At 60.6% G+C, this 20,527-nt stretch carries 11 protein-coding genes and 2 pseudogenes; 1 reads left to right on the forward strand and 12 read right to left on the reverse strand.

Annotated elements, in window-relative coordinates; translation table 11 throughout:
- Positions 1-1,850: 1,850 nt before the first annotated feature.
- Positions 1,851-2,064: pseudogene (locus tag P6U27_RS30200) on the reverse strand (methyl-accepting chemotaxis protein); the annotation flags it as partial.
- A gap of 558 nt (positions 2,065-2,622) precedes the next feature.
- Here P6U27_RS30200 and P6U27_RS30205 point away from each other — a divergent pair.
- On the forward strand, positions 2,623-3,240 hold the full coding sequence (locus tag P6U27_RS30205) for a J domain-containing protein (protein WP_407193037.1): 618 nt from the start codon (positions 2,623-2,625) through the stop codon (positions 3,238-3,240).
- Between the two features lie 225 nt (positions 3,241-3,465).
- Here the strand turns inward: P6U27_RS30205 and P6U27_RS30210 are convergent, their stop codons facing one another.
- The 11 genes and pseudogenes from P6U27_RS30210 to P6U27_RS30260 form a co-directional block, all read right to left on the reverse strand.
- Positions 3,466-4,446, reverse strand: a complete 981-nt coding sequence (locus P6U27_RS30210) for a pectinesterase family protein (protein ID WP_209294818.1) — start codon at positions 4,444-4,446, stop codon at positions 3,466-3,468.
- 259 nt (positions 4,447-4,705) lie between these two features.
- Complete coding sequence (locus P6U27_RS30215) at positions 4,706-6,004, reverse strand: glycoside hydrolase family 28 protein (protein ID WP_407193038.1); 1,299 nt, start codon at positions 6,002-6,004, stop codon at positions 4,706-4,708.
- A 358-nt stretch (positions 6,005-6,362) separates the two neighbouring features.
- On the reverse strand, positions 6,363-8,198 hold the full coding sequence (locus P6U27_RS30220) for a hypothetical protein (RefSeq protein ID WP_407193039.1): 1,836 nt from the start codon (positions 8,196-8,198) through the stop codon (positions 6,363-6,365).
- Positions 8,199-8,831: 633 nt separating this feature from the next.
- Entirely contained in the window at positions 8,832-9,131 is a 300-nt protein-coding gene (locus tag P6U27_RS30225; RefSeq protein WP_407193040.1) for a hypothetical protein, read from the reverse strand.
- A gap of 714 nt (positions 9,132-9,845) precedes the next feature.
- Positions 9,846-11,015 carry a Wadjet anti-phage system protein JetD domain-containing protein gene (locus P6U27_RS30230; protein ID WP_407193041.1) on the reverse strand — a complete coding sequence of 390 codons (1,170 nt, stop codon included), beginning with the start codon at positions 11,013-11,015 and terminating at the stop codon, positions 9,846-9,848.
- A gap of 2 nt (positions 11,016-11,017) precedes the next feature.
- Positions 11,018-14,389 carry an SbcC/MukB-like Walker B domain-containing protein gene (locus tag P6U27_RS30235; RefSeq protein WP_407193042.1) on the reverse strand — a complete coding sequence of 1,124 codons (3,372 nt, stop codon included), beginning with the start codon at positions 14,387-14,389 and terminating at the stop codon, positions 11,018-11,020.
- A gap of 59 nt (positions 14,390-14,448) precedes the next feature.
- Positions 14,449-15,087, reverse strand: coding sequence for a DUF4194 domain-containing protein (locus P6U27_RS30240; protein WP_209294812.1), 639 nt, complete (start codon positions 15,085-15,087; stop codon positions 14,449-14,451).
- Positions 15,077-16,605, reverse strand: a pseudogene (locus P6U27_RS30245) (Wadjet anti-phage system protein JetA family protein). Before P6U27_RS30245 ends, P6U27_RS30240 begins: the two are co-directional and overlap by 11 nt.
- 372 nt (positions 16,606-16,977) lie before the next feature.
- A complete protein-coding gene (locus P6U27_RS30250; RefSeq protein ID WP_407193043.1) occupies positions 16,978-18,267 on the reverse strand; it encodes a type II toxin-antitoxin system HipA family toxin in 1,290 nt (429 codons plus the stop codon).
- The gene (locus P6U27_RS30255) at positions 18,242-18,616 is read right to left on the reverse strand and encodes a helix-turn-helix domain-containing protein (RefSeq protein ID WP_407193044.1); all 375 of its coding nucleotides are present in this window, start codon (positions 18,614-18,616) and stop codon (positions 18,242-18,244) included. Before P6U27_RS30255 ends, P6U27_RS30250 begins: the two co-directional genes overlap by 26 nt.
- A 1,534-nt stretch (positions 18,617-20,150) precedes the next feature.
- Positions 20,151-20,357, reverse strand: coding sequence for a cold-shock protein (locus P6U27_RS30260; protein WP_209294768.1), 207 nt, complete (start codon positions 20,355-20,357; stop codon positions 20,151-20,153).
- Between the last annotated feature and the right edge of the window lie 170 nt (positions 20,358-20,527).

The following is a 20,527-nucleotide window of genomic DNA, read 5'->3' on the forward strand; positions in this document are numbered from 1 at the left end:
ATTGAGCTTACCCCAGTCTCCCTTGGCTTGGCGTTCTTGGCTGGCGCTGCGCGATTTCCGCCCGTGACACCTTCCCCATGTGACAAGCTCCGAGCCTTCGTGCTTGCCGGGACTAAGCGCGCCGAGGCCGGTTGCGGGCGATGTACCCGCTTTTGAAGGACACCTTCGTAGTCGAGCCTGCTGGCGGCAGCAAATAGGGGCGCGCGCCGCCTTCATGAAGCTCGCTATAGAGGATAGGATTTTCCAGCCTATGCCGGTCAATCCTTCAGTAGCCGCCGCGCTTCAGCTGCGGCTCCGGACCAAGATCCGTGCCATTGAACCAGAGCAGATCGAATCAAAATACGGCGACTGTCCTGGTCGCCGAATCTGCCAGCATCTCGGAAAGGCTCGCCCGTCACGGGCGACACGACCGCCCATCACTCTCGACTGACTGGGAATCCGAATTCTGCCTGCAATGGCCGAAAATCTTGTATTCGAGTTCAGGCGGTTGCGTGTGCTGGCTTTACGATCGTCCTCGTCGATATGACGCTGAGAGCGGCTCCCGAAAGGCGCCTTCAACTCAAGGGGCGCCACTGGGAGGGTGGTGAAGCCCCGGGATCCGAGACGGGACCGGCGACGGGTAGGCTTCGCCAGCAACTCACAATAGTACCGCCGCTGGTCTTTGGTGGGCAATGAACGTCCGGGATCGATCGGAGTTCTATTCAAGTCGCGCGGCCGCAATCGGCAGGCTCGAAGCAGCGAAACTGAGCGGGTGGACCAAGCCTGCTTAACGTGTGTGAATCCGCGTTTACCGGGAGTCAGATAAGAGATTAATTTCGACTATCAAAATGGTTAGGGGCTGCTGCTCGGGCTTTTACGCGGGTGCGGCAGCTACTCGTTCACAGCATACCTAGACTCTTGGGAACGGCCGAGGTCGGCCGGCGGGCGGCGGCAGAGCTCGCGGCTGAGATCGTTGAAATGGACTGACTGTCTTTGTTCGGGGGAGATCGCCGACCCACCTTTAAGAATCGAGGAGTGAGATTAACGACGGGGATGTTTGTCGAGGCATGAAAGGTCCGATATTTGCAAACGAGCAGAGGACCAGACTTGGTAGCCGGGACTTTACCGTGAATGCAGACGAGCGTCGGCGAAATGGCAATCAGCTGGTTCCTATTGGATTCGTTGGAGTTGCCACCATCGCAGTGATCGCCTGGCTTGCAGGGATAATTTGGGCGAGTTGGAGTATAATCACGTGGATTTTACACTAAGCACCAAGGGGCCGGAGGAGGATTTCACAGGCCTTTCCGACCATTTCATTATTCGGATGTATGAGTTCATTCGTGATCAGGTGGCGGCGGATGCGGCAGCGGGCACACGGCTTGTTGGAATTCCGGCGAGGCATCGCGCCGACAGTCTGCTTGCTGAGATCAACCGCAGGGGACTTTATTGTAGGCCTATCGATTGGCCCCCCTTGGAGGTGAACGGCGAGCCGAGCTGATGGCGACCTGAACGCATTCGGGCAGGCTCGCTTTCTTGCGATCGAAGCCGCGGAAGCCATCAGACGCACAGTAACAGATGTCGCCTCACCAACGTTCGGAGCTGCCGCGAACGTTCTGCACCGCGCCATTTGGCTTTGACTGCGACCTGACGAAAAGCGGCAATCATCCCATTCCCGGGGGGCCCGCGTTTCAAGCAGGGCGGCGCTTTGTATGAGGTGGAGTACCTGTTGTCGGCAGCTGCTGATCTCGCGCCCTCTTGCGCTCTTCTTCGTCAGTCGCGCTGCCGAAGAGGCGCAGAGGAAAATACATCCGACCAAGGTAAGGGGACATCACGGACTCGAGCAGGGCTTCTTCAGGAGCCTCAAAGCTTTGCTAATCCGCCACTACGGTGGCCAGGAATTTCTGCACTTCCAGCTTCAGACGGTTGCTATCCTGAGCCGCGGACCTGGCAACGGCAAGCACCTGCGTTGACGCGGTGCCCGTCTGGTCCGCACCTCGATTAACTTCGAGCTATTGTAGCGACCTCGGTCGTACCAATTGCCGCCTGCTGCACATTCCGAGCAATCTCCTGGTTTGCAGCGCCTTGCCAAGCACCTCCTACCATCCCGGCTGCCGTGCCAGCGCCAGCATCCACCCCGCTCCCGACTTAGACTTTGCTGGGTAGGCTGGTGAGCAGAGTGCTTCGTCAGCGGCGGGCAAACGCTGTGACTTGCGTTGATCCGCGGACGAGCAGCTCCGCCATGCCTTTCAAATCGGGGCAAAGCGCTTTCTGTTTCGCTACGCAAGACGGAAGACTTTCCAAGCTTCGAAAGACGATTCAGAAGACGTCACTCGCCTTCCGTCGTTGCGCAGAATACCGGCCGAGCAGTGCCTTCGCTTGGCGAAGAGTACTCACCCCGTCCTATTCAAGACCTCCATGTGCAGAACCCGACAGAAAATTTCGATTGAGTCGATCTGAAACCTCAAAGAGATGATGGTCTGAATCAACTTCGCAAGTCCTGGCATGTCAATTGCTGGGAAGGGCCCGCTACATCACGCCACTAACTAGACGCGAAGGCCGAGTCAGACCCGACTTGCCGTGTACACCAAGTCTCTAGCATAGAAGCGGCTCTGTTAACTGCCGCTCCGCCAACGGAGCCAGGTTATGTTGATCGACACATCCGAAATCTTCGACTCCATTCGCATCAATAAGCAGGAAGCGCAGAAGCGCCAGCCCGCTCCGCTATGCGAATGGCCTGGCTGCCAGAACAAGGGTACCCATCCCGCGCCCAAAGGCCGCGACAATGTGCGCGCTTATTGGCACTTCTGCATCGATCATGTTCGCCAATACAATCAGTCCTACAATTTCTTCTCGGGAATGGACGCGGAAGCGGTCGCGCGTTACCAGCAGGACGCGCTGACCGGCCATCGTCCGACTTGGAGGATAGGCGAGAACATCAGCGCGCACAAAATGACCGGCAGCACTGCCAATTTCGAGGACGACTGGCATGCCCTCTGCACGCACCTCGAGCTGAACGGACGCGCCGGTGCCCACCCCCGCGCGAAGGTCAAGCCTGAAGCGCGCAAGATTTTCAATGCCGAGGGCAAAGCGTTGCAGGTGATGGGCCTAAATGCCAATGCGACGCTCGGCGATATCAAGGCGAAGTACAAGGCGTTGGTCAAGCAGCACCATCCTGATGCCAATGGCGGCGACCGCTCCACGGAGGATCGCCTGGTCGAGATCATCAAGGCCTACCAGTACCTGAAGACCGTGGTGCGCTAGAGCTAGCCCGAACATCTCAGCGGGCCTCAACGGCTCATCGGAAGTGGAGGGCGGAGACATCCAGAGCTTTTCTCTGGCGTAACCGTCCAGTGAGGCTTTTGATCACCCACAAATATGGCCCCAGCGCGATATCGGCAACAGCCCACGCCGCCTTCATATCCGCACTCCTCCGTCATGCATCCCACGATCGCCGTCGTCTCGTCACCCTTGCTTTGCCTTCCATCCTTATCGTTCCCTCGGCAGCCAATCGGTGGCGCCTCCGAAGAACACGCCCAGGGACCATCTTGCAGCTTCACCATCTGTCAGTTGATGGGAGTGAGGCTCACGGCCTGAGGGGTTCGCCCCGACGCCGAAGGATCTGTATTCAGCATAATAGCTTGTTCTCAAGGTATTGGTCTTGCCGGGCGTCCATTCGCGCCACCCTTCCGCGATCACGGGGGCATCTATCTTCGCCGCGAGGAAGACCACTGTGGCGTAGGGCCGCCAAGGGCGGCCAAGTGCGATATAGCCCGCAGCAGGGTCGGCAGTTAGCCTACAATGATCAAAAACATACCCACTGTCCTCATCCGGCGCTGCCTTGCTCTGAGCGGTATAGATGACTGCTTGATTTGCGAGGCCGTGCAACTCACATTGCCGGAACCAGGCCTTGGCGTTGCCAAATATGAAATCGACATGCCCCTCGATGTAGCAGTTCGAGAAGTATTGTCGTGACATTCTGCCGTTTGATCCCTTGCCGGCAAACAGCGTGTCCTGGGCACCGAGCAGGCGGACGCGCGTAACGACGTCCCTGTCTCCGGTAACGGACAGTGCTACCGCCTGAGAGGGGGGATTGGCCGGATTGAGCGCGTAGTCGTTCTGGATGGTCAGATTCTCGAGCCGCAAGGCATCGCCAGCGGCATCCAGCGTCGCCGAACGAGCGGTCCCTCCTACATTGATCGCGCCGTCCCCATACACAATGACCGTATCCTCCGGCTTCCTGCCAGTCCCTTCCATATGAACACCGGATTTGGAGATTTTGACCTTCTCGCGATAGACGCCCGGCGCGATCCGGACATTTCCGCCTTCCGCTGGCAAGGCGTCGATGGCTTGCTGCACGGAGCGATAGTCTGCATTTGCGGCATGCGACACGAATAGAGGCTCAGCGTAGGCTGCCGGGATGCAGAAACATCCGACCAGAAGCGCAGCGGAGGGCACGAAAATTCGCATGTGATCTCACTCTTCGTTGAGCTCGCGGCACGTTCGACGCAGTCGATATGAGATACCGCTCCGGGATGGCCGCTGTGCATGGTCAAACACATTTTCATGGCCAGCCCAGAACCCCACGTAACTCTCGCAATTGCGGTCCTGCAAACCGGGCGGCCGCCCGCAACGAAGTACCGGACATGAGGCTGAGGTTCTGCAACCCGAGCGATTTAGGCCTGCCGATGTGCAAGTCACCAGCCGGGTTCGGCGCCGGGTGTCGTGCTTAGCGATGTGCGTCGCGGAATGCTCTGGAACATGCCTCCGATCCGCGCGGCAGCGGTTCGCTGGCTCGTCCCGGCAGCGGCGGCGATACGTCGGAGGGACTTGCAGTCACCTTCGCGTGTTCGAGTTGCCAGGTCGCGAAATTTGCAAATCGGACGTCCTCGAGTGCAACGTCGAGGGCATGCCGCTCGTCTACGCCGCGCATCAGCAGCACACCATTGTCACCACGCACATGGCGCAGAACGATCTGCCGATAGACCGGAATCCTCGTGCCTTGCGCGCGGGGATCATATTTTGCATCGAACGACACCGGCGACCGGTTTCCCCTCAGGCACACGTTCTCATAAGTCACGCGCTCGACAAGACCGCCTCGACTGACATCGCTCTTGATGCGCAGGCCAGACGTCGTACCGTCCAGCGTCAGATTACGCACCAGTATGTCGCTAACTCCGGAATTCACCTCGCTGCCGATAGACATGCCGTGCCCCCAGCCGAAATAATTATCAAGGATGGAGATATGGCTGCTTGAGCCATTGTCGCCGGCCTTGATGGCAACGTTGTCGTCTCCCGTGCGGATGAAGCTGTGGGTGATGGTCACATCCTGGCTCGCGCCGGGGTCGATGCCGTCGGTATTGCGCGCATCCGCCGGTGAATCGATGGTCAGGCCCCAGAAAGTGGCACCTTCGACCCGGTTCATCGCGACGTGGAAATTGGGGGCATTGCGCAAGGTGATACCAGAGAACGTGATGTCCTGCGCATGATCGATCTGGATCAAGCGCGGGGCGTTCTGGTTGCCGCCCTCAGCTTGCGCGCGGCGGGCCAGCTGCCACCAGGTTTCGGCCCCGCCGCTCATCATTGCGCCGCCCTGACCATCGATGATGCCCTCGCCGTAGATGCCCCCACCACGCGTTTTGGAAAAGCTGATGAATGGCCGGCAACCGTCGCCCTTGCCCATGATGCGACCACATTGTCCCCGGCCCTTGTCGTAAGCAGCTGGTTCGGGGATGGCGATCAGCGCGGCGCCGCGTCCGATCCATAAGGTCACGCCCGATTTCATCTCGAGTGGACCTGAGTGAAACTCGCCGCGCCCGAGATAAACTGCAGCGCCAGCGGGGCAATGTTCGATGGCGTCCTGTAGGCTGACTGTATCGTCCTTGCCGGAAGGCACAGGGCGATCGCAGACCGTATGAGGTGCAACAGGTTCGGCGATCGCCCGGCGGTCCTGGGCTTTTGCGGCGGGGCAGACAATCATGGAGACGAGTATGGACGATAGGGCCCAGTTGCGAAAACGCTTTGTCATCGAGCTGCTCGTGTTTTATCGCGCGCATACTTGCCGCGTGCCGTTCTGGTAATGAGTGCTGGCTCCGATGGAGCCGCCGCGCACGTCACTGGCCCGCGCAAGTTGACATTTATAAGACGCAGCAGAGGCCTGGACTTGCGATCGCGCAGTAGCACCTTGCCTATGCGCGAAAACGAAATCGTTGTGCGATCTCCAAATCCAAACAGATTCTCAGCGTTCTCATACTGATTGAGTGCCCAACTGGTCCCGATTTGCGGGCGACGCGCTCGATATGAGCTAAACGCGGCGTTGGCTTTTTCGGGAATTCAGGTGGTCGCGATAGCGAGTTCGGAGCGTCTGCGACAATGGCTTGTGTCCTCTAATAATCGCTGGACAACCGGCGAGGCGCGTGATCGGAGGACGCCGGCTCATGTTCAAGCAGTCGCCGAAGCTCTCCTGGCGACATCTGCCCCTCGTTGAATATAATAAATGCATCTGGATCAGCCCTAACCGGCAGATCGCCGACCTGATGATCTAGGTCGGACGACACCGGCCCATGGTCCAGCAGTCCACGGAGCTCGCCTGTTGAGAATGGCAGGTACTCGAGTTCCCGCGCCGCGGTATTGGCCATCGACGGCATGTGGCCGGAGGACGGGTCCACTCCGCCCGGTGCAGGCGCATCATCGATCAGTCGACCAAGCTCCCCCGCAGAAAGCGGTAAGGAATCGGAACTGAAAAGATTTGGATCTGTCGAGCCGGAGTGCTGATCGAACAGCCGATCCGGCAGCGGTGGTGTGAATTCATCACCCAGCAGTCGCCAAAGCTCCCCAGGCGAAAGGGGCGCTGGAGCGATGACAGAAGGTTCTGGATCTAGCGAGCCTGCGGCCTCCTGTGCGAGCCGATGTGGCTGCGACGTCGTGGGTTCAATATCCAACAGCCGCGACAGCTCCCCCGGAGAAAGCGGCAGGGGCGCGAAAGTAAAGGCGTCTAGATCTGCCGGGGCTGCGAGCTCATCGGCCAGCGGATCCGGATCCAACTGCGCAGACTCACTAGCCAAGAACTGGGAAGGCTCCGCGGGAGCAAACTGCCGGGCGTCCAACGTGAGCTCCCCTGGATCGACGGAGACCGGCGAATGCACTGATTGGCTCTCCAGTGCTCGCCTGCGTTTCGCCGGGCGGTCCGTGAGATCCTCTGGATCCGAAATGAATTGCTCTCGACCCGTGAAAGCCGACAGAAGGATGGATTGATCATCCCACCCGCCGTCGATTTGGTCGCGAAGCTCCTGTTCCTGCCTCAGAAGTTCGGGATCCTCGGCCATGACGGACGGCTCGTGGCCATCGTCATCATCGAGGAGACGCCAAAGCGCCTCCGGGATGACATCCGACCTTGGCGAGCCGGCGGCGGCGCTGCTTTTGGCCTGGTCAGGGCCGACTGATGAGGAAGAGCCATGCTCCGAACGGGCCAAGCCCCCTCGATGCTCGCGAAGGGCCCAGAGCGAACCTGTCATTCTCTTCCAGTTCTTCGGGAAGGCTTCCTTAACATAGTCGTGCAGCGCCTCATCGCTTGTTCCAGCAAGCGTCTCGCCGCGCTCGGCGAGACTGTTCGACAGCTTGCGAAGGGTGGTGTCATGATGCTGGACGGTAGCTGGCGCCCAGTGCTTGCTCTTGATACCTTCGTCTATGACGCTTTCGATAAGCGGCGCATCAACTTTAGTTGGAGCAACACGTGTGCGGCCAGTACTCATCGAAGTGGCGGCACGCGCGCGCCTGACCCTGACTACAGGCGAACCTCCGCGCTGTTCTTGAAGCGCCCGCAAAGCTATACCTACGTGCTTATTCTCCCTGAACACGGTGTCAGAGAGCTGATTTAGTGCACTATCATCACTGGATTCGAGCGACTGGCCCCGTTCGCCGAGGTAATTCGCCAGCTTGTAAAGCATTAAAGTATACTTCTCGGCCGTCAACGGCGACAGTTTTCGGCGAGCACTGACGCCGCTCATCATCTCGTGAATGTAATCAAAATCCGCGCGCGACACATTCGGCGGCGGTTTACGGCCGCGGCGCCAGGCAAGGTCAGCGGAATCGACCGCGCGCGCCGCATCTAGTTGCTGCTCAAAGGCGCCTGCTCCCGTCTGGTTCGGTTGATCGTCCGGAACGCCGTGCTGTACCTCTGGCGGAGGTGCGGCATTGGATATGGCGAAATCGTGCGAATCCATGCCAGCCTCCTCAACCAAGGATCACCAGGTCAGTCCGTATTCGGAGAAGCTTTCCAGAAGCTGACGAGGCTACGGCCGGCCCCGGATCGCATTCGCCGGGAACCCTTTTCTTGGGTTCTCACGAATTTAGGTGACTGAAGTGCCTGCCCTCTTTCGGATGGCATCGTGATCATTTGCGAACATAGTCAGCGAGTTCTCGTCATCCTCCATGCAATGTCGGATGAGACATGGTCGGCTCCCGCGGTCAGCACACGCCCGTGACCCGCATGCCATAGCGGACCATCGTGTCATTGAAGCGCCCCCTCGCGCTCCAGACACGTCTGGCGGTAAATTGAAAGACCTTAAGAAGGACAAAACGGAACTGGCTGGCTCAAGGTGGAGAGCTTTGACATTCCCTCAGAACATCTACGTGAGCAGCCCCCAAAACAGGAGGCTCTAGCCTAAGACGCGGCGCTACGTCCGGATGTGCGTGCATCTCTGGCCAACGCACCGCGGGCAACCAAAAAGACGAGCCTCTCGACAGGGCTGCCCCCCGTTGTCCGGTACGTCCGCCGGGCTCGCAACCCTATGCGCCTCGAAATCTTCACCAACTCCGCGACAAAAACGTTCGCCGCCAAGTCCGGCGCGCAGCTTTCAGCGATCCCATGATTGACTCGAAAACGCCGCACCAGCATTCTGATCAACAGGATCATCGACGCTTGAGGATGTGCGCGGTCGTCTTTTACCTATTGAATTGATTGCCGCAGAGTTGCGCTGGCATTCATCTATCGACGGTGAGACCGCTCGACGCTCAAGCCTTCGCTCCAGATCCGCCAATTCTGCCTTACATTCGGCGACAACCGATTGAGCGTGAAGCAGCTTGACCTTGAGCTCGTCCTGTTGCCTGACTATTTTCTCGAGATCCCAATCGTCCTGCATCAGCTCATTGACCATCTGCAAAGCGCCGATTCAACGCCGCCGCTTAGCTTTCAAACCCAGACTCGGCATCTCGCAGATGCCCGCGCTTGAGCCCCAGCCAAAAGTGACGCAACCAATGGTCCTGAGGTATAACGCTTTTACGTTGGCCTGCACCATCTTGTTGAGGACCGCCATTCGGCGCGCCCTTTACAAGACAATCGGATTCTGCCCAGCAAACCGGAGCGCGATCCGAAGATGGCAGAGTTCGCGGCGCAGCCGCATGGTTTGGAAAGCGCATCAGGAGACCTCCGCCACTGATCAAGCGTGCAAGTTTCATCTGAATACCTCGCCCGAATGCTGAACGAGCATCACAGTCAGAAGTGGTTGGTCACATGTTCAAGCAACCGGCATGCCAATGCCGGCTGAGCGTTTTATGAAGAAACGATGTCGGTTTTCCGGTGCTGTTGTCGCGTTTGAACAAACCACGTCTTGAACGAGACATCCGAAGCCACAACCACGACGTCCACAGCAGCGCTCACGATTGCAGCGGTCAATAGAGAAGATTTTGCGTGCGGCGGCGAGAATGCTCTCACCATTTTTGATTGGTGGGTTGTGCCGAAGCACGGCAAGGAGCCACCCTACTCATTGCGTTCGCGCTGCGGAACGCAGGTGTTGTTCACAAAGGCCGACGGAGGTCGTCGACCGAGCAAGCTCATCGGGATCGGCACCGCGTTGATCCGCGCGCATTTTCTAATGAAGATCTGGCAGGACTGGATCGAGTTCTTCCTGCTCGAGCGTCTTGGCTCCATCTTCCGCCAGGTACACTGCCAGAGCCGCGATACCGGAGTTCGGTGGACATCGAGCGGGTGCCGATTTTTTGAAGGGCACTTGTCCCAAGCGCTCGGCGACTTCGACGCTCATGAGGTGGGGACGGATCGGTCGATCGACGGCGCGCTCGATGGTGTGGAAGATCCAGGTGCCGTCCGGATCGATGTCCGACCAATGAAAGATCGGCGTCTGTTCGGATACCAATCCTGCGATGGTCCGCAGCGCCTGCTGGGTGGCAAGCGAGGGGTACCCGCCGACATACATGGTCGTTCCTAATCGGCCCGGGTCCGCCTCGGCAATGTGCCGGTTGAAGCTTGCGAAGTTTTCAATCGTCAGAAGGTAGGCCGGCGGCTGCCGGAAGCGGACGCGATCTGCTTCGTTGGGACTGATCCCGAGATAACGCGGAGAGATACCGGACAGGTCGGCTCCATCAAGGTCGATCTTGCCCGCGATCAGCAGCGGCGGGGCGAAGCGCTCCAGTCCGATCGCGCGCAGTGCCTCGCGGGGGCGGGCGCCAGGCGGAAAGTCCATTATGCCGCTCAAAAGCCGGACCACGGCACCCTCGATGTGCTCGAGTATCTTGCTGTGCCCCACCGTACGTCGCGAGAAAGTTTTGTAGTCGACGTCCAGATGCTTGTTATCGAGGATCGCCTGCGCGAGAACGAATGCGTGGCGCAGCGTCTCGACGTCGGACGAACCGAATCCGTGCCACGTCTTACCCCGCGCCCACACCTCTGCGATTTGAGAGCCACTGTTCTTCAGGGACTCGTGCAGCGCCACGCCGGCTACAAGCCGCGCGGCGGCGTCCTCCGCGATGCGTGACGCCGGGGTGCGGTCGAGATATCGGTATAAGATCTCCGCTGAGGCCAACCGCACGTGCGCCACTTGGTCTCGTTTGGCACCGCGGCCCCAGCCAATGGACACCGCGCCGGCACTTTCGGCTATCCTGATCTGCTTCAGAAAAGCGTCCGCCGCGACTACCGACGAGAAAGCGGCATAGTCGGGGTGGGCGATTGGGCTTGCGGCGCCGGCCTCGAAGCGGTCGAGCAGGTCGTTCAGCAGGCCGATCGCGTCCGTGAAACGTCGCGCCATGACTACTCGGCAGCCAGACGGGTGGCGAGCTCATCTTCGGACATCAGATCCGGATCGATGGCCATCAGTTCGCGCTTGGCCTTCTCTTTCAGTTCCACCACTGTGGCCCTGGACTGTTCGCCGATGCGGTCCACCTCCACGATGGTGTCCATGTGCTCGAGCACGGCGACCCGCTTCTCGAACGGCGCCGCGATCACGAACTGGAGCCCCAGGTTCTTGTAGAAGCTCATCATCTGCCGCTGGTTCTTGCCGTCCATCTTGGAGAAGGCTTCGTCGAACATGGCGAGGGCGAAACCGGAGGGCTTGCCCGTGCGGCGCTCGGCGCTGCCGTAGACGGCGGCCAGCGAAGCGCCGATGGCGACGTAGATGGGCACCTGCTGTTCGGCGCCGGATCCGGTGCCGCGCCGCTGCTCCCAGCGGGTTGAACGACCCGTAGCTACATCCTCCATGTGAATCTCGAAGGTGTAGAAGTTGCGGTAGTCCTCAAACTGGGTGAAGTCCTTGTCTGGATCCTCGAGCAATGCCTCGAGCGCAAGGATCGTATCCTTATGCGGGAAGTCATCGGGCACGTCGCCTCGGAACAGCATATCGAGCGCCTCCGGAGAGGTTTTGGTAATCTCGATGATCTTCAGGATGGGCTGGAATTCCACCACCTGGGTGCGGTGGAATGAATAACGCTCGTTGTGGAAGGGATGTGCGTAGAGGCTACGGTTCAACGATTGCAGCTCCCGCTCCATCTTGCCGATCCGGGCTGTGAGCGCGTTGATGAACTCGCCGCGCAACAGGGTGGAGGCCTTTTCCGCCGCTTCCCGCGCCTGCCGTTCGTACTGGCGCAGCTCGTTGGATTCGATATCAGCGATGAGCTGCTCCATCCAGGGCTTCACCTCCCTCAGCGGCTCGCTCTCCGCACCGACTTGCGAGCTCATCCCGAACTGGTCGAAGTAATCGTAGAGGAGCTCGCGGACCCGCCGCTCGATGCGGGCGCGCTCTGCGTCCGAGGCGTCCGCATCCTTCAGCGCCCTGTCCGCGATAGCGCGGTGCTTCTCGGCGAACCCCTTCTGGACTGCGGCATTGAGGCGCTCGCGGTACACGATCCTGCCCTTGGCGGCGGAGTAGAGCGGGAAGATCTTGCGATAGATCGACCGGGCGACCCGCAGGTTGAGCTCGGAGCCGGGTACGTTTTCGCCCTCTCCCAGTCTCCTCTCTGCCGATCTGACCTCACCGTCGTGCTCGCCGAACGCCTTCTGCTGGATCTTTCGCTCATCGAGCCTCTTCTCCTTCAGCTTCTGCTGCGCTCGTTTCTTGTCGCGAAGTCCGCCGTCGCCCGCCCCATCGAGCGCTTCGAGCCTCGCCTGGGATTCGGCGATGTCGGTCTGCGCGGCCGCGAAGGCAGCGGCGCAAGCCTTCAGATCGTCACGTCCCTCACAGATGTTCTTCAGAGCGGCAAAGGCCTGCTCTGCCGCGTGGGCCTCCTTGCTCTTTTCCGTTTGGAGCCGATCCAGTTCTTCGGCCTGATCCTGCAGGGAGCGCAAGGCGTTCGCCTGGGCCGCCTTTCCGATCTTGTGTTGCGAGGTTTCGATCCAGCGATGGGTCCTTACGAGTCCGTCGTCGTAGAGGCCGTCCTTCATGATAGCCCGGCCGGGTCTGTTGAACTGGTCAAGCGTGTCCGCGAGGCGGACCGTGCCGTAGCGGCGCATGATGAAGGCCATCGCGTCCGGATCCTGGCTCCGGAAGATCGAAGGGAAAGTGCCGCGCTCCGGCTTGGCCCTGAACTGCTCGAGCTTGTTGAGGCTCACGAGCGATGCATGGCGAAACTCGCGGCGACCTTCCTTGAAGATTGACGTGGCGGCGCTGATATCCGCTCTGTCCACGAACACGGCTTCCCGGTCGCGGCCGAGGAGCGCCTCGGCGGCTCCTACCCAGTCGGGTTCGGCGACTTCGATGATGTCGCAGAGCACGCGCGGGACCATTCCGCTCCGCCGCAGCCTGCGGCAGAGGAGTTCAGTGTCGTCGCCGAGATAGGCCCGCGCCCCTCCGGCGGCGTGCTGTCGGATCCGTTCGAGCACCTCGTCGCGGCGACCTCGGAGCCCGGAAAGCTCCGCGATGATCGTTTGACGTGCTTCGTCGATCTTCGGCAGCCATTTCGCGCCGCTTGCGGCGAAGGACTTCTCGGCCGCGGAGAGTTCGTCGGAGACGCGCCCGATGTCGGCACCGGCGGTGGCGGTCAGAAGACGCCCAAGCGCAGGAACGAAGTCCTCGAAACGGTCCGCGCACATCGCGCGGAGCGGCTCCAGGCGACGGATGTTCTCCATACGAGCTTTGAAGTCCGCCGAGGCGCGGTGCGCCGCCTGCCCGGCCACATCGGCGGTCTGCTGCAGGGACTTTCTGCCGGTCTTGGCATCGTGCTCGGCGATCGCGGCCGTGAGGCGTTCGATCTCGTTATCGATGGCCTTGACGTCGTCGTCGATGAATTCGAGTTCTTTTGCTGCCGCGTCCCGGCGCGCCATCTCGGTACGCCGCTTGGTCTTGAAGTCCAGGTTTGTCGCGCGCGCCGCGAGCCAAGTCGCGCGTTTTGCGATCCACTCCTCCCTGAACTTGGTCTCGAGCGCTTCTTCAAGAGTGCCGAGGACGGCCCGAAGCGCCCTCAGGGCTTCGAGCCTGAGGCGCATCTTTCTGATGGTTTCGCTGATATTGCGGTATGTCTGGATCGACTCGCGCAGCTCCTTGATGCCAATCGGACTGTCCTCGAGGATATAGTTCCGGACGAACTGCGTGGCCGTCTGGTTGTGGTCGAGCGTCATCGCGTTGACGATTGACTTCTGCAGGGCGCTGGCGTTCTGCTCGCCATAGGCCGAATGCGGCAGAAGATGGCGCATGTACTCGCGGACGTAGTCGCTCGGCCGGTCGCGATGATTGACGAAATTGCCTTCGCCGACCGCCGCGACGATCCGGGCGCGCACGTCCTCCCACTGCGCCGGGAATTGCGACTTTCCTCGCTGCTCGATGAAGTCCTTGGAGCTCAAAACGGTGCCGACGGCGATGAACAGTGCCAGCACAGTCTCCCTGCTGTCGGACTTGCGCGCCTCAAGCGCCATGCCGATCGTGACCGGCGGTCGATCGCCTTCCTTGTCTTCGAAGCCTAGCGCCACATAGGTGCGTGCCTCGTCGCGCCGGCGCTGGTCTTCTCCGAGCGTCCCAAGGCAGTAATCGACGACGCTGCGCTTCGAGCCGCTGCGCGATTTTCCGCTGTCGCCGGCGACCGCGTTCAGGCGCAAGAACCGCCGGCTCCCGCCGGTGAGAACGACCTGTGCCATGTCGAGGATTGTCGATTTGCCGGACCGGTTCTCGCCCAGGACCCCGACGTGTCCTGTCACGTCAATGTCGGCGACATCGAACAGGTGCCAGTTCACCATCGTCAGGTGGCGTAGCTCCATCATGCCTCGTCTCCTGCAGGCTGCGGAAACCGCGCCTCCTCGCTACGGACGTAGCGCTCAAGCCGTTGGAGGGCGTCGCTGCCACTGATCAACTTAATCATCGGGCGGATTCTGATCTCGCAGTCCTGCTGCTCGTCGTCAAAATCACCGATCTCGACCAAACTGCGTTGGGCGGCCTCGCGCAGGATGTCCCGGAAGCGGGCGGGCGAGATCGCGCCTCCGCCGCCGTGTTGCGCCATCTCACGGTAGCGATCGAACAGGTCGTTCAAAGTGGCAACTACGACGGCCCGGTCCTCGACCGCTCCGACGTTGACCTCCTGTTGCCAGTATGCCGCCAGTACCAAGACAACAATGGTTTCGTCGAGCTTCATTCGAGGCAGCGGCACGTCCTCGTCCATTGCGACGATGCCGGCCCACTGCGCCTCCGGATCGCGATGGACGCGGTATCCGCAACTATCGAAGAAGCCGTCGACCACGTCGCGAAAGCGGCCATCCATGATCGTGTTGTAGACTGTCCCAGTCCGGGGATCTCCCGCGAACACGAACTGCCGCCGTAGCAGGAACTGCAGGGCTTTGCGGAGGTCGGCTGCCTTTTCCGCGCCGAAGGAGCGCTCGACGTTTTCGAACTCACTGAGCACGGGCAGCGTCTGCTTTCCGAAGGTGGCCGGATCGCCTGACCACGAAGTTCGCACACCGAAGCCATTCGCTGTCGTGGGGCGGTGTGTCTGGGCGCGGCTCCAGATCGAACCCGGCCGCGACCTGCGCCGGAACCTCGCCCGTTAACGCATATCGGCGGGCGCAATCGAAGGCGAGAAAGTCGTCCACGGTCTCGATTTCCATGAAGCGGGCTTCCTTGGTCGCGAATGGCGGCACCTGGCCCTCGAGAAATCGTCTGACATCCTCAGGTCGGGGCGCGATGCGAGCGATGTACTCGAGGCGGAGCTTCTTCCGCAGTTCGTACAGCGGGTCCGACGGGGGCCCTGCGAGCTCCCTCGCTTCCACGGGACGGCGCGGCTGCCTGGCCGGGGCTGATGGTGCTCCGACCAGGGGGACCGCAGCGGCTCGATGCTCCATTCGATAGTCGCCTTGTGGTGTCTGCCGTCCCGCAGTAGGGCATCCAGGCGCCGCACCAGGTCGCCGGCCCGGCCGACGAGTCCCTGCCCGCCCCGCTCGGCGTACTTAATGGTGTTGCGGACCCGGGCTTCGAGCTGCCTGCGGAAGGCCTCGATCCTATCGAACATCTCCCCGATCTGATCGAAGATGCTCTCGATCGCCAGCAGGTCGTCGGCCGCGGCCATTCGACCGTCCTCGATGTCGGCTGCCATGCTGGAAGCTGTGTACTCCTCGGCGAGGACCTGCATGGTTTCTGGGGTGTAGGAGATCCGCCGCGCGAGATCGACGATGGCATCGCGGAAGCGGTACGGATGGTTGACGGTGAGGATGGACTCGAAATCCTTCAGCAGGAGCTGGTCGACGAACTCCTCGAAAAAGGCTTCCAGCCGGGTAGCAACTGTTTTCGACTCCATGACGGTCCGTCGGACGCGCTTCAGGTCAGCCAGAATGGCCCGCAGGCTCTTCGTGAACTGGTCGGCCTGATTGCGCGCCTCGCGGAGGGCGAGCGCGGCTTCGCGCTGCTTGCGGTCGGTGATCTCGGGCCTCAGTTTTTCGACGGCCTCCAGGTTGAGGCGGATTTGCACGATCAAGCCGCCGAATCGCTGCGAGAGATCCTTATTGAGGCTCGCGAGCCGCTGGATCACGAGCAGCGGTCCCATAGCCATGTCCACGGTAACGCGAAGCCCGTATTCCTCCTCTTCAAGCCATCCCCAGGCGAGCAGTCGGGCGTACAATTGTCGGGCAAGGCCGAGCGCCTTGTCGCCCTTCTCGGAAGCGAGCGCGACGTCGGCCTTCCGGATGCGGCGGCGTCCCGCGGAGATCATTTCCGGCAGGCTGCCGAAATCATCGCCTTCATTCCAGAGGGCGGGGTTGGCGCGCATGACGTCGTAGATGGCATGGACGACCTGCTGAGGGGTCGGAAACGACGGCGCGCCTGAAAAGAAGCGTTCATGCAGGTCGAGCAGACAGGCTGCGTATAGGTGCTTGTGATCGCGCGAGAAGGCCAAAAACGCGTCGTCATGCAAATGGCGGAACAAGGACAATCGCTATCACTCCCTGAATCGGCATCATCCAAAAAGGGATGCAGCTTGCCACTCCGACACTCAGAATCTGCCGAGGGGATATCTCAGTCAGGTGTATCGCAAGGCTGCCGCAACTGGAAGGGTCTGTTCGCTGTATGTTCGTCTATAGCTTGCCACAGAGCTGCTGTCGAGCTGTAGCTCTCGCCCTCACCTGTGCAGAGATGGGGCGTACTGGCCTCCCGGCTCGTCCTCAAGGGCTCGTCGAAGCGCTTTCGGTCCTGCTTTGTCCTCTATTGAGTCCTCGCTGTGCCATGCGCCTTGAGCGCAGATTTGCAGCCACACTCAGCCGCTGAAGCGGGCGGGCTCGGCTTTCGTCGCAACATGCGTCTATTGCTATGGCGCTGACGCTGCTGCGTCTTCCGCCGTTGGATCCGCTTGCTTCAGGCGCTCTAGGTAGCCGCGTGCGCGCGAAATCACCGCCTCGACCACCGTGTCCAGGACGGGATCGCCGCCGGCAGGCATGGCTTCGACCTCGGCCTTTGCCGCCATTGCATGGTGCGTCACGGCCTGAGCAATCTCGGAGACGCGCCGGACCGTCTGCGCTGGAGAGAGCTTGCAGTCGATGGCCAAGCGCTCCCAGTGGTTGCGTCCGAGCTGGTCAGCCTGCTTCTGCCCGCCGATCTTCTGCGCCATGTTGCGGGTGATCTTCGGATATGGCGCCGCACAGACGATGTCGTAGCCTGGCGCCATGGCGGCGCCCCGCGCCGATAGCATCAGCGAGTAATTTTTGGCGTGGGAGTCCGTGTTCCACACCATCGGATTGAAGATCGCAAGATCGACGAAGCGGGCGCTCTGCTGTGCTGTCATGTGGCGCTGGGTCACGCCGACCATGTCGGCCAATGATGGTCCTTTTAGACCTCTATCGTTGTTCTGGTACTTGGCAGCTGGCGGGCGGCCCAGGGCTTGGCAGAAGTCCTCCTGATGCAGCCGCCGCCACCGCTTGCCGTCATGACGGCGGTCATAGCGCTCGACCAGCAGGTAGCTACGTTCGCCTGCCGTCCCGGTCGTCACGTTCGGCGTGGGGATTCCGATCATGCGCGCGAGCGTCAGGCAGAATGCCTCGTTCTGGACGGCGCCAGGCAAGCGCTCGCCATCGGGCTTGATGATGTGGGTCGATGGCGCTCCATCGATCGGTATGTACAGTGTATCGCCGTCCACAGCGACGGCGAGCTTCGTTTGCACACCGGCAAGCGACATCGACACGCCGTCCTCGCCGACGAGGAAGGGCTTGTGGGGTAGCTCATTCAGGATGCGCTCGAGCGAGGCCTTGTCGGGGATCTCTCGCCATCTGCCGGCGACGAGACCGGTGCCAGGTTGTCCGACGGAGAGCGCGCCGGCGGTGTCGCGGCCCATCTCGGCAAGAAGACCGATGACATCGGCCGGCGACTTGCCGAGCATATGACCTACGGTCCCAAGAGTTGCGTTCTCCGGCAGCAGATTTGCCGCCCATGGCAGAATTGTCGAGGCATGGTGCGACGCCCGCGAGAGCGGCATGGTGAGCGACACAGGGAAGGCGCCAGTCAGCCCTCGCCAGGATTCGGCATAGGTGAAGGCTGACGCTTCGTCGGCGGCCGTGATCCAGCCGACCTCTCGCGTCTCAAAGTAGACCGGAAGACGGTCCATGAGGCTCCTCCTCGTCGCTGTCGGGAATGTCCGGTGTCTCGGAAGTGTTCACGCGGCGGGCTTGGGCGTCCTTGAGAACATCCTCGATGCGCAGCCCGAGCACGTTTGCCACGTGTAGGCTACGCCCAAGCTGACAAGTGCTTTTTCCGGCCTCAAGGTCGACGATGAAGCGCTTTCCTGTCCCGCTCACCATGGCCAGCTCGTCCTGCCGGAGGCCCTGGCGTTTGCGTTCTTCCTGGATGAGGCGACCGAATGCTGCAGCAAACTCGGCCGCTTGGCGCGCGACACCGGTCTCGCCACGAGCCTCGTTTCCGCCCGAGGGGGGAGTGCCCCTTGCAGGTGTGTTCATAGCTCTCTCGCCAAAAGTTACCGAACGGGAACTTTAGGGGTTCAAACAGCAAATGTCCAGGGAAATGTTACCGATCGGGAACTTTCAATCAACTCGATGGAGAGGGCATAAAGTTACCGCACGGGAATATTTCCCTCAAAGTGAGGCTGAGCGGCCCCAAAGTTACCGATCGGGAATTCTCCTCTCAATACAAACGGGGTTCATTGAAGAGGAGGTCGACAACGGAAAGCTGGAAATCCCCTGCGAACTCTCTGCAGTCCCGAGCGACAGACAATAGCCATGGTGGATCACAACTCGCTCCATCCTGTGCGAGGGCATCACCCCAAGGTGACAAGAACGTAAGCGCCGCCTTGGAAGTGCCTCTGGCGTATCGTGACCCGGCGATCCTGGCCACGAGCACCCGGGGCAATCATCTTCCACCTGCGAAAGCTGTTTCCAGCAACAAAAGCCTCATCAGCGGGCTTGGCATAATCCCTGATTACCGCAAGGGGCCGCGCACCAGGCGCGGAAGGCCCGCCGCAGGCGGACGACGGTCCGGCCCTCTCACCGAACTTGAGTATCGACCCGGCGGAGCTTCGCTGCCTGCTCCATGACGAATTCATGACCTACCAGGCGATTGATAATCCGTCGGGACTTCACGACGACATGGATCATGGTGATCAGCTCCCCACGCAAACTCTGGGTACTGCGGAGCTGTTGGAGATGCTCGCTTCGTCTGGCAATCACAGGTGCAGCAGGGTGACAGCTGATCCATCTGATCAACACCTGCTCTAGCTAGCGACGATTACGCGCGCTTCCTCCGACAATCATTCCTCGCCATCAACAAGCGCGGTCGATTTGATCGCCGCTGCGCGAGAAGATAAGAACTTTACCTAAACATAGGTGCCGCGCCGTGCAAGCCGCGGCGAAAATCAATGCGCTCCAGCGGTCCGCTTCTCCAGCAACGACTCCGGGCGCTCTGACTGCGACTGCGGAGGAAGTCAGTGATTTTGCCGCGTCCGTGATTACTTGCGCGGCGATTTCGCTTGGCGAGGAATTGGCCCAACCCGGCACTCAAGTCCGGCGCGCACGTCAAGCTGGAGCCCTGGTTAAGAGGGGCCGCTCTCTTTGATTGGCGAGGGCCTTTTCGAGCGAGACAGGAAGTGCAGCCCGTCTTGCGTATTGCCCAGCAGAGAGTATCACGAAACACATAGTCCGCCGGGAATCCGGCCGGTGTTCTGCTAACGGCTTCATGCTCACGAGGTGTGCGCGACGTACACTTCCCGGCGTGTTCACGGGCGTACGGCTCGGACCGTTCGTGGCTAGCTGGCCGAAATATGTTGCACAGCGGTACTGCGACGTGAGTGGTACAGCTGTAACTCTCGCTGCAGCGATTAGTCGGCTTCAGAAGATCAAGGCTCTCAAGCGGTTTGCGAGACAGCCCATGCCCAGAAGAGACGGCCAAAGGCCGAACGCCCGGCGCGCCATGATAAGGCATCGCCGGACAGGTGCGAGAACACGCTTTGCAGAGCGCAGTTTCCGCAGGGGGATCAAATCAGCCAACCCGGAGATCCTCAGCTGACGTCTTACCCGAACGCCCGGCCTTGAGCTGATAACTGACCCGAGCCCCCTCTTCGAGGGTGGTGTAACCGGCCTTTTCGACAGCACTGATGTGCACGAAGACATCGGGACTTCCGTCCTCAGGCCTGATGAACCCATAACCTTTGGTCGGGTTGAACCACTTCACAATACCCATTGCCACGGCCGCATCTCCATAGTGAACCATTGTGATCTAGCGAAGAGTCTCCCCGCCATCAAGACGGCCGGCAAGAGATGTCCAGAATCGCTGCGCTGGTCACGTGGTTGTTTTCTGTATCGCCTGGTCTCGCTGCGGCCGCATCGTGCAAGCGACAAAAATCCTGACGTCGACTG

The sequence above is a fragment of the Bradyrhizobium sp. STM 3566 genome, assembly GCF_045571445.1.
Classification (GTDB): domain Bacteria; phylum Pseudomonadota; class Alphaproteobacteria; order Rhizobiales; family Xanthobacteraceae; genus Bradyrhizobium; species Bradyrhizobium vignae.

Excerpts from the sequence above, each read along its gene's own strand:
- P6U27_RS30210 (WP_209294818.1), bottom strand. The coding sequence starts at position 4,446 with ATGCGAATTTTCGTGCCCTCCGCTGCGCTTCTGGTCGGATGTTTCTGC.
- P6U27_RS30225 (WP_407193040.1), bottom strand. The coding sequence starts at position 9,131 with ATGGTCAATGAGCTGATGCAGGACGATTGGGATCTCGAGAAAATAGTC.
- P6U27_RS30205 (WP_407193037.1), top strand. The coding sequence starts at position 2,623 with ATGTTGATCGACACATCCGAAATCTTCGACTCCATTCGCATCAATAAG.
- P6U27_RS30220 (WP_407193039.1), bottom strand. The coding sequence starts at position 8,198 with ATGGATTCGCACGATTTCGCCATATCCAATGCCGCACCTCCGCCAGAG.
- P6U27_RS30250 (WP_407193043.1), bottom strand. The coding sequence starts at position 18,267 with ATGGACCGTCTTCCGGTCTACTTTGAGACGCGAGAGGTCGGCTGGATC.
- P6U27_RS30230 (WP_407193041.1), bottom strand. The coding sequence starts at position 11,015 with ATGGCGCGACGTTTCACGGACGCGATCGGCCTGCTGAACGACCTGCTC.
- P6U27_RS30215 (WP_407193038.1), bottom strand. The coding sequence starts at position 6,004 with ATGACAAAGCGTTTTCGCAACTGGGCCCTATCGTCCATACTCGTCTCC.
- P6U27_RS30255 (WP_407193044.1), bottom strand. The coding sequence starts at position 18,616 with ATGAACACACCTGCAAGGGGCACTCCCCCCTCGGGCGGAAACGAGGCT.